General features: G+C 65.5%; 12 protein-coding genes. 5 read left to right on the top strand and 7 right to left on the bottom strand.

What is annotated here, in order from left to right:
- Positions 1-6: 6 nt before the first annotated feature.
- Genes ocd through NKI66_RS17985 form a run of 7 tightly spaced genes read right to left on the bottom strand, consistent with a single transcriptional unit; the run spans position 7 to position 7,546 of the window.
- Positions 7-1,053 (bottom strand): ornithine cyclodeaminase, encoded by a 1,047-nt coding sequence (gene ocd, locus NKI66_RS18015; protein ID WP_352752453.1) that lies wholly within the window; start codon positions 1,051-1,053, stop codon positions 7-9.
- A gap of 29 nt (positions 1,054-1,082) precedes the next feature.
- The gene (locus NKI66_RS18010) at positions 1,083-1,712 is read right to left on the bottom strand and encodes an FMN-binding negative transcriptional regulator (RefSeq protein WP_128302590.1); all 630 of its coding nucleotides are present in this window, start codon (positions 1,710-1,712) and stop codon (positions 1,083-1,085) included.
- A 4-nt stretch (positions 1,713-1,716) separates the two neighbouring features.
- The gene (locus NKI66_RS18005; protein ID WP_027035600.1) at positions 1,717-2,598 is read right to left on the bottom strand and encodes a branched-chain amino acid ABC transporter permease; all 882 of its coding nucleotides are present in this window, start codon (positions 2,596-2,598) and stop codon (positions 1,717-1,719) included.
- Between the two features lie 5 nt (positions 2,599-2,603).
- A complete protein-coding gene (locus NKI66_RS18000) occupies positions 2,604-3,308 on the bottom strand; it encodes an ABC transporter ATP-binding protein (RefSeq protein WP_023809058.1) in 705 nt (234 codons plus the stop codon).
- Positions 3,309-3,312: 4 nt separating this feature from the next.
- Positions 3,313-4,479, bottom strand: coding sequence for an ABC transporter substrate-binding protein (locus NKI66_RS17995; protein WP_023809059.1), 1,167 nt, complete (start codon positions 4,477-4,479; stop codon positions 3,313-3,315).
- A gap of 44 nt (positions 4,480-4,523) precedes the next feature.
- The gene (locus NKI66_RS17990) at positions 4,524-6,365 is read right to left on the bottom strand and encodes a branched-chain amino acid ABC transporter ATP-binding protein/permease (RefSeq protein WP_352752450.1); all 1,842 of its coding nucleotides are present in this window, start codon (positions 6,363-6,365) and stop codon (positions 4,524-4,526) included.
- Between the two features lie 14 nt (positions 6,366-6,379).
- On the bottom strand, positions 6,380-7,546 hold the full coding sequence (locus NKI66_RS17985; RefSeq protein WP_023809061.1) for an NAD(P)/FAD-dependent oxidoreductase: 1,167 nt from the start codon (positions 7,544-7,546) through the stop codon (positions 6,380-6,382).
- Between the two features lie 145 nt (positions 7,547-7,691).
- On the opposite strand from NKI66_RS17985, the gene NKI66_RS17980 reads away from it, so the two are divergent.
- Genes NKI66_RS17980 through NKI66_RS17960 form a run of 5 tightly spaced genes read left to right on the top strand, consistent with a single transcriptional unit; the run spans position 7,692 to position 12,673 of the window.
- Positions 7,692-8,630 carry a MurR/RpiR family transcriptional regulator gene (locus NKI66_RS17980; protein WP_023809062.1) on the top strand — a complete coding sequence of 313 codons (939 nt, stop codon included), beginning with the start codon at positions 7,692-7,694 and terminating at the stop codon, positions 8,628-8,630.
- Positions 8,627-9,274, top strand: coding sequence for a cysteine hydrolase family protein (locus tag NKI66_RS17975; protein ID WP_023809063.1), 648 nt, complete (start codon positions 8,627-8,629; stop codon positions 9,272-9,274). Before NKI66_RS17980 ends, NKI66_RS17975 begins: the two co-directional genes overlap by 4 nt.
- On the top strand, positions 9,271-10,593 hold the full coding sequence (locus NKI66_RS17970; RefSeq protein WP_023809064.1) for a type I glutamate--ammonia ligase: 1,323 nt from the start codon (positions 9,271-9,273) through the stop codon (positions 10,591-10,593). Before NKI66_RS17975 ends, NKI66_RS17970 begins: the two co-directional genes overlap by 4 nt.
- Entirely contained in the window at positions 10,593-11,360 is a 768-nt protein-coding gene (locus NKI66_RS17965; protein ID WP_023809065.1) for an N-formylglutamate amidohydrolase, read from the top strand. Before NKI66_RS17970 ends, NKI66_RS17965 begins: the two co-directional genes overlap by 1 nt.
- Complete coding sequence (locus NKI66_RS17960) at positions 11,357-12,673, top strand: aspartate aminotransferase family protein (protein WP_352752447.1); 1,317 nt, start codon at positions 11,357-11,359, stop codon at positions 12,671-12,673. The genes NKI66_RS17965 and NKI66_RS17960 overlap by 4 nt, the downstream gene beginning before the upstream one ends.
- The last annotated feature ends 74 nt before the right edge of the window (positions 12,674-12,747 follow it).

Below are 12,747 nucleotides of genomic sequence, written 5' to 3'. Positions count from 1 at the left end.
GATGTCTCAACCCTGCTGGGCCGCCCGCAGCAGCATGCCGAACAGGTCGCGCGGCTCGTCGGGGTCGGCCAGCATGTCGAGTTCCTGATAGAGGCCGGTCGAGCGCAGTTGATCCCTGACGTAACGCAGTGCCGAAAAATCCTCGATGGCGAAACCGACCGAATCAAACAGCGTGATCTGCCCGGGATCGCGCCGGCCTTGCACGGCGCCTGACATCACCTGCCACAGCTCGGTCACCTTGTGATCTGGTGCAAGCTGCTGGATCTCGCCCTCGATGCGGGTCTGCGGCGGATATTCGACGAAGATGTCGGAGCGCAGCAGGATATCGCGGTGCAGTTCGGTCTTGCCGGGACAGTCGCCACCGACGGCGTTGATGTGCACGCCGGAGCCGACCATGTTGTCGGTGAGGATGGTGGCGCACTGCTTGTCGGCGGTGACGGTGGTGATGATGTCGGCCCCTTCTACCGCCTCTTGCGCGGTGCCGCAGGCGACCATGTCGAAGCCGAGGCCGGCCAGATTGCGGATGCATTTTTCGGTGGCCTTGCGATCGATGTCGTAAAGCCTCAGCCTGTCGACGCCGAGCAGCGCCTTGAAGGCTACCGCCTGGAATTCGGCCTGAGCGCCGTTGCCGATCAGCGCCATGCAGTCGGAGCCAGTCGGCGCCAGGTACTTGGCGGCCAGGGCCGACATCGCCGCCGTGCGCAGCGCGGTCAGGATGGTCATTTCCGACAGCAATACGGGGTAGCCATTGTGGACATCGGCGAGCATGCCGAAGGCGGTCACCGTCTGGCGGCCCTCGCGCATGTTCTTGGGGTGCCCGTTGACATATTTGAAGCCATAGACCTCGCCGTCGCTGGTCGGCATCAGCTCGATGACGCCTTCGGCGCTGTGCGAGGCGACGCGCGGCGTCTTGTCGAACAGTTCCCAGCGGCGGAAATCGTCCTCGATGTAGCCTGAGAGTTCGACGAGGAAGCGCTCGACGCCGATCTTCAGCACCAGCTTCATCATGTGGTCGACGCTGACGAAGGGGACGATGTTGAGATTGGGAATCATTTTTTCTTGTCCTTGCCGCATGCAGCCGGTCAGTCCTGGCGATGCGCGTTGTGCGTCTTCATCATCGTTGCCAGCGCAGGGTCATTTTGCTCCAGCGCCCTGATGGCTCCGCCTGTGTCGTAGAGGCGCTCATCCTGACCCATCTTGAACTTGGCCTCGAGCCGATCGATCGGCAGGTCAAACCCTATGACACCAGGTATGCGCCGCTCCATGCCGCCAGGGCCGAGCTCGCGCATGCGCCAGCGATCCTCGCGATCTTTCTCCAGCACGTCGACAAGCTGCAAGAGATGCCGGGCGGTGGCATGATCGTCGAGCGGAACCGGATGCCCATGGCAATGCACGACAGCAAAATTCCAGGTCGGCGCGCTGTCGCGCACCGGGTTGCGCGGATACCAGGACGGCGAGATGTAGCCATGCGGGCCGTGGAAGATAGCGACCGTCTCCCTGCCTTCGCTGATCAAGGTGCTGTGCGGATTGGCCCTGGCGAGATGCGAGACCAGCGTTCCGTTTTCACCACGCGCGCGATCGAGCACGAAGGGAAGATGCGAGACGACAAGGCCCTGCGGTCCCGCTGTCACCACCGTCGCGAAGGCCGCAGCCTCGATCAGGCCGAACACCTCGTCCGACGACAGCGGCGCAAATTCAGGCTTGGTATACATCAGGTCAGCTTCGCTGAGCGCGAACCGCCGGGATCAGGCCTTGCGGGCGAACCAGCAGTACCGCGATGACCCCCGACAGCACGATGGCATCGCGGTAGGGCGCGATCGCTCCCGGAAGCGTCGCCTGCAACAAAACCTCGATGATGCCGAGCAGAAAACCGCCGGCGACAGCACCGGGCAAGCTGCCGAGCCCGCCGACGACGGCGGCGATGAAGGCCTTCAGCACCGGCGTAAAGCCCATCAGCGGATCGACTGAGGCACGCTGCGCCACCCACAGCATGGCCGCCAGCCCGGCAAGCAGGCCGGAGAGCAGGAAGGCGGTGGCGATGATGCGGCTGGCCGGAATGCCCATCAGGCGCACGACGTCGAAATCTTCCGCCGCGGCGCGCATCGCCGTGCCGGTCACCGAGCGGCGAAGGAAGACTTCCAGCGCAATCAGCGCCAGTGCGGAGACGACGATGGAGATGCTGGGACCGACGCCGATGGTGAAATCGCCGAAGGAGAAGGCGCCGGTCATCCAACCGGGCATGGCGACAGCTTGCGGCCGCGCCGAAATGCCGTTCTGGAATACGACCTTCAACAGGCTGGAGACGGCAAAGCTGGTCAACAGCAGGCTGGTGACGCTGGCGCCGCGCATCGGCCTGAAGGCGATACGCTCCATGGCGACAGCGGCGAGCGCGCCGCAGGAGACGGCGACAAGCACGGCTACCGGGAAGGGAAAGCCGAGCACCAGCGAGGCCAGAAGCGCGTAGCCCGACAGCGTCATCAGCTCGCCATGGGCGAAGTTGATGAGGCCGACGATGGAAAAGACGATCGCCAGCCCGAGCGCCAGCAGCGCATAGACGCCGCCGAGGCTCACCGCATTGATGATCTGCTGCGCGATCATGCTTCTCAAGCTCCCAAATAGGCCTGGCGGACGAGGTCCGAGGAGGCGAGTTCTTTTGCCGTGCCGGCCAGCACCACTTCGCCATTGGCGAGCACGACGGCGCGGTCGGCGATTTCGAGCGCCAGCGCCACATTCTGTTCGACCAGAAGGATGGTCAGGCCCTTGCGGCGCAGTTCGGCGATCAGGTCGAAGACGGTGTCGATCAGTTGCGGGGCAAGGCCGAGCGAGGGCTCGTCGAGCAGGATCATGCGCGGCTTGCCCATCAGCGCGCGGGCGATGGCCAGCATCTGCTGTTCGCCGCCCGACAGATTGCCGCCCTTGACGCGATGGTAGCGGCGCAGGATCGGGAACAACTCCAGCATCTCCTCCTCGCGCAGCCTTGCCTCGGCCGCCGGCTGATGCACCGCGCCGCCGAGACGCAGATTGTCGGCCACCGTCAGGCTGGCGAAGATACGGCGGCCTTCGGGAACCAGCGCGACGCCCTTGCGGGCTATCGCCTCCGGCGCCAGGCCGGTGATGTCGACACCGTCGAAGACCACCTTGCCGGATGCCGCCGGCACCAGCCCGGCGACGGCGCCGAGCGTCGAGCTCTTGCCGGCGCCGTTGGCGCCGACCAGCGCGATGATCTCGCCGCTGCCGACGGTGAGGTCGACGCGGCGCACCGCCTCGACCTCGCCGTACCGGATTTTCAGGGCTTCGACGCTCAGCATGACATCACGGCGCGGGAACGTCGGCAGCGTCGGGGATCAGTGTCTGGACATGCTTGCCCTCGCCGCCCTCGTAGCGCATCAGCGCCACTGGCCGCAACGGCATGCGATCGGTGCCGGCATAGGTGATCTTGCCGGTGATGCCTTCGAAATCCTTGAGGCCGGCGATGGCGTCGCGGATCGCCTTCGGGTCGTCGGAGCCGGCCGTCTTGACCGCCTGGTCGAGGATCAGGCCGATCTCGTAGCCATTGACCTCATAGGTCGATTCCGGTGCGTGGCCGGCATATTTGGTGAAGGCGGCGTTGAAGGCCTCTAGCTTGCTGCCCGGCTCGGCATAGCCGGCCGCGGTGTAGACGACGCCGTCGACCAATTTGCCGAGCGCCTTGATGGTCGGCGTGCCGATGGCATCGGCGCCATAGACCGGGATGGTGACGCCGGCGCCGCGCAATTGCTGGATGAAGGCCGGGAAATCCGGCTCGTAGGCCGCCGTCATGATCAGGTCGGGCTTGTCGGCCAGGCCCTTGATGTTGGTGATCTCGGCGGAAAAGTCGGGCTGGCCCATGCTGAAGGTGCCGCGGCCGACAATGGCGCCGCCCTTCTTCTCGAACACTTTGCCGAAATATTCCGGCAGATTGGCGGTGTAGGTGGAGTCCGGCGAGGTCAGCAGGAACACCTTCTTCTTGCCTTCGGAGACGGCAAAGTCGGCGACCGCCGTCGCCTGCACATTGTCGGCCGGATAGGTGCCGAACATGACGTCGCCGACCGCGCCGGTCAGCACCGGGGCGGAGCCGCACAGCGTCAGGGTCGGAATGCCGAGCGGCTGGGTGAGCTGGCCGGCGGAAATCGAGGGATCGGCATCGCACGGCGTGATCATGATCTTGGCGCCGGCGTCGATCAGCTCCTGGGCGACGGTGGCGGTCTGCGCGGTATCGGAGCGCGTGTCCTTGATCAAAAGCTTGACGGTGTATTTGCCGCCGAGCCCGCCCTTGGCGTTGAGTTCGTCGAGCGACATGCGCAGGCCGGCAAGTGCCGGCTGGTCGTAAGGGGCAAGGCCGCCGGTCTGCGCGGTCGCGGCACCGATGATGATCTCCTCGGCGCTGGCCGTCGAAATGGCGGCGATGCCGAACACGGCAGCGCACAGGGCGGCGCGATGGAGGCGATAGAGGCTTGGCATGTCGGTTCTCCTTCTGGATTTTTATGATTGGTTGTCGTTGCAGGTCATGCGGTCTGGTTTTCAGCTGTTGCGGTCTTGGCACGCGCCGTGCGGCTGCCGAGATAGGCGGCGATCACGGCGGGGTTCTTCTGGACGTCGCCGGGCGTGCCGTCAGCGATGACGCGGCCATGATCGATGACGACGATGCGCTCGCACAAATTCATCACCAGCCGCATGTCGTGTTCGATCAGCACGACGCCGATGCGGCGCTCCGCGCGAACCGTCGATAGAATCGAGACCAGTTCGGCGGTCTCGACGGCGTTCATGCCGGCGGCCGGCTCGTCGAGCAGCAGGAAGCGTGGCCTCAACACCAGGGCGCGTGCCACTTCGAGCCGGCGGCGCTGGCCATAGGCAAGCCTGGCGGCCGGCTGATCGGCAAATCTCTCCAGCCCCATGCGCGCAAGCTCGCTCATCGCCGCCGCCTCGGCATGGCCGAGATCAGGTTCCACCTGGCGTGCTGCGACAACGACATTTTCGAGCACCGTCATGTGCGGAAAAACGCGGATGTTCTGGAAGGTGCGGGCAACGCCGGAGCGGGCGAAGCGAAAGGCCGAAGCCTGCCGCACCGCGCCGCCGACAGACACCGTGCCGGCACTTGGCTTGATATCACCGGCCAGCATGTTGAGCAGCGTGGTCTTGCCGGCGCCATTGGGACCGATAATGCCGGTGATGCTGTCTGTCCCGAAGCTCAAACTGACGTCATCGACGGCAACGACGCCGGCATAGCGGCGCGACAGATGGTCGGCGGTGAGCCGGTCACTCTCGACATGCTGCGGAGGTGCCGCCGAAGCCGTCACGGCCTGGCGTCCCGGCCGGCGCAAAAGGTTGAGCTCACGCTCGCCGAACAGACCGGTCGGGCGCCGCCAGATGACCAGGATCATGGCGATGGCCAGCACGCCCTGGGTCAAGCCGAACAGGACAGGCAGATGCAGGCCGAGCACCTCGCCGCCGCCCTCGAAGCGGCGCACCACTTCGACCAAAACGATGGTGACGATGACGCCGGCGAAAGCGCCGAGCGACGAGGTCATGCCGCCGACGATCAGCATGGCGAGCATGGTGAAGCCGAGGTCGAAATAGAAATCGCGCGGCGAAAACGCGCCAAGGAATTGCGCCATCATGGCGCCGGCGGCCATGGCGGCGACGACGCCCGCCACCCAGGCGGCCAGACGCGCCGTGCGCTGGTCGACGCCGACGGCGGCCGCACCACGCTCGTCATTGGCGGCGGCGCGGGTGGCAAGGCCGAAGGAGGTTTCGCGAAACAACCTCGCCGCCACCAGCGCCACCGAAGCGACAGCGGCAGCCGTCCACAGCCCGACCTCGCGCGGCACGCCGTAAAATGGCTGGCTGCCGCGGGTGATTTCGCGTCCGGCGACCAGCAGCGTGTAGACGATGATCAGCATGGCAAGCGTTGCGATCGAAGCGCTCGATCCGGAAAGCCTGAGCAGCGGCGTGCCGGTCAACAGGCCGACGATGACCGCGAGAGCAAGGACGACGGCCAGCGCCGCGACAAAGGAGAGTTGATGGCCTGCGAGGAATTGCGGCAGGTCGCGCAGCGCCGTTCGCTGCAATGCGGTCGGCATGGTGAGGATGCCCGTAGCGTAGGCGCCGAGGCCGACAAAGGCGGCCTGGCCGAACGAGACGATGCCGCTGTTGCCGGAGAATATCTGCAGGCCAAGCACCGCCGTCAGCATGATCGCTGCATAGGTGACCACACGTTGCATGGCGGCGCTGCCGAAGACAAAGGCGGCAAGCGCCACCAGCAGCAGCACCGCGACCATGCACAGGGCATCGGCGGTGGCGTTGCGAAACGCGGCCGGCATGAGGCCGCGTGAGTTGCTCTCGCTCATCGTCGGCGACGCCATCACGCGGCCCTGAAGCGATCGGGCGAAAACGGCGCCAGGATCGGCTGTGCTCCCTCGGTGACCAGCCTGGCCACGGCCTCGCCGACGGCTGGACCGGTCTTAAAGCCGTGGCCGGAGGATCCGGCAGAAACGACCAGCCCTTCGACCCCAGGCATGGCGCCGATGACAGGCAGATCGTCGGGGCTCATGTCGTAGAGCCCGGCATAGCCGGGGCGGATGCCAAGTTCGGCCATGGCCGGCAAGCGGGTGGCGAAGGTCTCCAGGATCTCGACCGATTCAGCTTCCTCGACACCTTCCATGTAGTTGTCGGGATTTTCGACAAGGCGCGGACGGCCTGCATGCTCATGGCGCAGGCCGGTGCCGCCGCCGGCCCAGGTGCCGGCCAGGATGACGCCGTCATTGTCGGGCCGTGCATAGTTGCAGGAAATGTCGTCGCACCAGGCGAACGGCATGACCTGCCTTGCCTTGCCGGCAGCGTCCAGCACGGCCATCGGATGGCGCTCGACATGCAATGGCAGATCCAGGCCCACTGTCGCCAGCAGCCGGCGCGTCCATGGCCCGGCGGCCAGGACGACGGTACCGGCTTCCAGCACCGTTCCATCGGTCAAGGTGACGCCGGTGATGCGGTCGCCCTGCCGCTGGAGGCTCTCGACCAACGTGTTCTGCATGATCCCAGCACCGTTGGCGCGGGCGGCACGGGCGATGGCGTTGGTGGCGCCGAAGGCATCGGCGTAGCCATATTCCGGCTCCCACAGCGCCATTGCGACATTGTCCAGGACAAAGCCGGGTGCCGCGTCGGCAAAGGCCTGCGGCGACAATGTCTCGATGCGCGCGCCCTCGCCGCGGATGCGTTCGGCTGCCGCCGTCCAACTCACCTTGTTGTCGTTGCCGCAGACCCACATCATGCCGATTTCGGTGACAAAGGATCCTTCGCCCGCGATTTCCGGCAGCGACACCAGGATCTCTCGGCCACGGATGGACAGCTGCGACAGTTCCGGCATCAGGTAGAAGGCGTGCAGCAGCGCCGACGATTTGCCCGACGGGCCGCCGGCGGGGTGGGTCTGCTCGACCAACGTGACCTTCACACCGGCCTTGGCCAGATGATAGGCGGCGCTCGATCCGACAATACCGGCACCGACGACGATGACGTCGCTTCCGTTTCGCATGGCTGTTCCCCACAGTCTCTTGGCTGCTTTCCGACAAGGTAGGGCCAGCGATCACACAATGTCAACATCTCTTCATTGTTGACCAAGATTTAAATCTCTGTAATAAACTCGACAAAACAAGAGAACATGGATTTCGGGGAGGCCCATGGCGATACGCGATGTTCTGATGCGCGGGGATCTTGCGCTGACGCCGTCGGAAGAGAAGATCGTCCGGCTGCTGTTGACGGACTATCCGACCTCCGGCCTCGGCACCGCTTCGTCGCTTGCGCGGCGCGCTGGCGTCAGCGATCCGACCGTGGTGAGGCTGGTCGTAAAACTCGGCTATGAAGGGTTTCCGGATTTCCAGGCGAAGCTTCTGGCCGAAGTCGAGGCAAGACTGCACTCGCCGCTGCTGATGATGGAGGCCAAGCGGCAGAGCGGTTCCAACGACAGCGCCGTGCTGGCCTATCTCGATAGCGTCACCACGGCCTTGCAGAAAGCCACCGCCGCGACACCCATCCAGACATACGAACGGGCGGCCCGCCTGCTGATGGAGGTCAAGGGCGAGGTCGTGCTGGTTGGCGGCCGGTTCAGCCGCCACATCGCCGGCATGCTGGCCGGCTATCTCGTGCAGTTTCGCTCCGGGGTTCGCGATCTTGGTGTGCTCTCCCCGCAGACCTTCGACACGCTCGCCGACCTCGACCGCCGCGACGTGCTCGTCGTGTTCGACTATCGCCGCTATCAGCTTGATGTGATGGCCTATGCGAGCCAAGCGGCGGCGCTCAATGTGCGCATCGTCCTGTTCACCGACCAATGGCTGTCGCCGATATCAGATCTCGCCGAAGTCACCATCGTCAGCCCGCTCGAAGTCGCCTCGCCCTACGACACGCTGGCGCCGGCGATCGCCCAGATGGAGGCGCTGGTCGCCCATATCGTTTCGACGCTGGGCGACGAGGCCCGCGCCCGCATCGAGCGGCTCGAAAGGGTGCGACATGCCAATGCCGTGACGCTCGACAGCGACCCGCAAGAGAACGGCGCGCGCAAGATACCCGGACCCCGCAAGACGCCGGGACCCAAATCAGCAAAGCAGGACGACAAAGCATGACCCAGGCCCTACCCAAACGAGACGAAGCCTTCCGTGCCGGCGAAACGGCACTGCTGCTCGTCGACATGCAGCGCATCTGGCTGGAGCCGGGCGCCGATCCGTCGCATCCGGAGCGTGGCCCCGATCACTATTTCTACCGGCAGACATCCTCGCGGACGATCCCCAACCAGGAGCGCCTGCTGGCCGCGGCGCGGGCCAATGGCGTCGAGGTGCTGCACACCATCATCCAGAGCCTGACCGAAGACGGCCGCGACCGCTCGCTCGACCACAAGCTGACGCCGATCCATATTGCACCCAGCCTCCCCGAGGGACTGCCGGTGGCATCGCTGGCGCCGGTTGGCGACGAGATCATGCTGCCGAAGACGTCGTCGGGCATCTTCAATTCGACCAATGTCGACTATCTCCTCAAGAACCTCGGCATCCGCTATCTCGTCGTGGTCGGCGTGCTGACCGATCAATGCGTCGACATGGCGGTGCGCGACGGCGCCGACCGCGGCTATCTCGTCACCTGCGTATCGGATGCTTGCGCCACCATCACCCAGGAACGCCACGACATCGCGCTCAAGGCCTTCGGCGGCTACTGCTGGGTGGCCGACACCGACACGGTCGTCGACCGCTTCAACGCTTTGGGAAAACCGGCATGACATCGACCGTCGAGCCTCTGGTTGCCGTCGTCACCACGGATCTCTCCGCCGTCACGCGGGGCCGTTTCGTTGCCGAAAGCAAGTTGCAGAAGACCGCCACGACCGGGGTCGGCTGGCTGCAGGCCAATCTGTCGCTGACGCCGTTCAACTCGATCGTCGATCCCAACCCCTGGGGCTCGTCGGGCGACCTGCGGCTGATCCCCGATCTCAAGGCGCGCTTTCGCACGACACGCACCGGATCGGCGACGCCGTTCGACATGGTCGCCGGCGACATCGTCGAGCTCGACGGCAGCCCATGGCTCGGCTGCACCCGCACGATGCTCAAAGAGGCGTCGGCCGATTTGAAAGCCGCGACCGGCCTGTCGGTCATCGCCGCCTTCGAGCATGAATTCAACGTCGCCGACGGCGGCTTCGCGCCGGCGCATTCGATGTCTTTCGCCGCGCTCAGGCGAACCGACCCCTTCGCGCCCAACCTGATGGCGGCGCTCGAGGAGGCCGGCGTCGCACCCGAAGTGGTCATCGCCGAATTCGGCGACGAGCAGTTCGAGGTGACGCACGAGCCGGCGGACGCGCTGACGGCAGCCGACCGCGCCGTCGCCATCCGCGAAATCACGCGCGAACTGGCGCGCAATGCCGGCTGGCGTGCGAGCTTCGCGCCCAAAACCGCGCCAACTGCCGTCGGCAACGGCGTCCACATCCATTTCAGCTTCGTCGACGAGGCCGGCAAGCCGGTGACATACGATCCGGCACTGGCGGGCGGCCTTTCCGCCAAAGCCGGCGCCTTCTGTGCCGGCGTGCTGCGCCATCTGCCTGGAATGACCGCGATGACGGCGTCGAGCGTGTCGTCCTTCTACCGGCTGAAGCCGCACAGCTGGAGTTCGTCCTATACCTGGCTCGCCGACCGCGACCGCGAGGCGTCGCTGCGCATCTGCCCGACAGTGACGATGGGGGGGCGCGATCCGGCGCGGCAGTACAATATCGAGTACCGGGCGGCGGACGCCACCGGCAATCCCTATCTGTCGCTGGCGGCGATTATCCGCGCCGGGCTGGAAGGGCTGAAGGCGGGCCTGCCGTCGCCACCTTTGGTCACCGGCGACCCGACGCTGATGAGCGAGGCGGAGCGCGCAAGTCTCGGTCTGGTGCGCCTGCCCGAAACCCTGCCCGCGGCACTGGACGCGTTGCTGGCCGACGGCACCGTGACGGGATGGTTCGCGCCTGTCTTCATCGAAACCTTCGTCGGCCTCAAGCGACATGAAGCCGAGCGTCTTGCCGGTCTCGATCCGGCCTCCATCTGCGATCTCTACCGGACGCTCTATTGATGACCGCACAGACCGAAAAAGATTGGCCGGAGGCCGTCGAGGTCCTCAACGAGCACGGCCGTTCCGATATCGTGCTGTTGTGCGAGCATGCCTCCAACCACATGCCGGCCGAGTATCGACAGCTCGGCCTCGATGCCAATCATCTGCAGCGCCACATCGCCTGGGATATCGGCGCCGCCGAGGTGACCCGCCTGCTGTCCGCGAAGCTCGATTCACCAGCTTTCCTCAGCGGCTACTCCCGGCTGCTGATCGACCTCAACCGGCCGCTCAATACCCAGGGCAGCATTCCGGTGCTGTCGGAAGACACCGACATTCCCGGCAATGTCGGCATCGACGCGACGGAGCGGACCCGGCGTGCCGAGATCATCTTTTCGCCGTTTCATGACCGGGTGACCGCGCATCTCGACTGCCGGGCACAGGCAGGCCGGCGGACGCGGATCGTGACGATCCATTCCTTCACGCCGGTCTTCCTCGGTGTCAGCAGACCCTGGCATGCCGGCGTGCTGCACGACCAAGCAAGAGATCTCGCCGAAGCGATCCTTTCGGGCCTGCGCACCGACGCCGGGCTCAATGTCGCGGCCAACGTGCCCTATGTGATCAGCCGTGACGCCGACTACGCCGTGCCCATCCATGGCGATGATCGCGGCATCGCCGCCGTCCTCATCGAGATCCGGCAGGACCTTTTGTCGACACGGCGCGGCATCGAGGAATGGGCGGACCGGCTGGCGGCGGCACTGCCGGCGCAGAAGGCGGAGAAAGTGTCGTGAGCAATCTCAGCTTGCGCGAACGTGACGCCGCGACCATCGCCCAGATCGGCAAGCTGCGTTTCTCGCCGCTCAGCGTCATCGGCGGCCGGGGCAACCGGCTGATCGAGGAAGGCGGTCGTTCGCTTCTGGACCTATCGGGATCGGCTGGTCCGGCTGTGCTCGGCTACGGCCATCCTGCGATCGTCCAGGCGGTCGAATCCTCCATTCGCGACATGGCCAGCGCCAGCCTGCTGCTCTACCCGAACGAGCCTGCGGTGTCGCTGGCGGAGCGGCTGCTGGCGATCACTCCGGGAGACGGTGAACGGCGCGTCTGGTTCGGCCATTCCGGGTCTGACGCCAATGATTGCGCGGTGCGCGTGCTGCAGGCGGCCACCGGCCGTTCGCGCTTCATCTCGTTCATCGGCTCCTATCACGGGAATCTCTCCGGCTCGATGGGCATCAGCGGCCATACCGCCATGACCCACACGCTACCCCGGCCGGGCGTGCTTCTGCTGCCTTATCCCGATCCGTTCCGACCGAATTTCAGCAGCGAGGACGTGCTTGCCCTGCTCGACTACCAGTTCGAGACCACCTGCCCGCCGCATCAGGTCGCGGCGGTGTTCATCGAGCCGTTGATGTCGGATGGCGGGCTGATCGTGCCGCCCCCTGGCTTTCTCAAGGCATTGCAGGAGCGTTGCCGCAGGCACGGCATCAAGATTGTCGTCGACGAGGTCAAGGTCGGGCTCGCTCGCAGCGGCATGATGCACTGCTTCCAGCATGAAGGACTGACGCCGGACCTCGTCGTCTTTGGCAAAGGCATCGGCGGTGGCTTGCCACTGTCGGCCGTGATCGGCCCTAAGGAGATCATGGACCATGCGCCGGCCTTCGCGCTGCAGACAACCGCAGGCAATCCGGTGGCGACATCGGCCGGCAACGCGGTGCTGAAGACGATCGAGACGGACGGCCTGGTCGAGCGCTCGGCGCGGATCGGCATGCTGTTTTCCGACGCGCTGCGAGCCCTTGCCGCCAGGCATGAGATCATCGGTGACGTGCGCGGGCGCGGCCTTGCCATCGGCGTCGACCTGGTCAAGGACCGCACGACACGTGAGCCGGTTGCGGCGGCGACCACGGCCAAGATCATCTATCGCGGCTATGAGCTGGGTGCGGCCTTCACCTATGTCGGGTTGAAGGCCAATGTGCTGGAGTTCATGCCACCGCTGACGCTGACGGAAGACGAAGTGGCGGAGGGCGTGGCGATCGTCGACCAGGCGATCGCCGATGTCAACGCCGGCGAGGTCTCGGACGCGGACGTCGCCTCCTTCATGATGTGGTGAACAGAAAGGCGCGGCCACGGCTGCGGCAGAAATTGCCTAGAGCAGTTCACCGTTTCACGGAAACGGCGACCCGC

Source organism: Mesorhizobium sp. M0518, from assembly GCF_040321125.1.
GTDB lineage: Bacteria > Pseudomonadota > Alphaproteobacteria > Rhizobiales > Rhizobiaceae > Mesorhizobium.
This window is presented reverse-complemented; position numbering and strand designations above follow the sequence as displayed.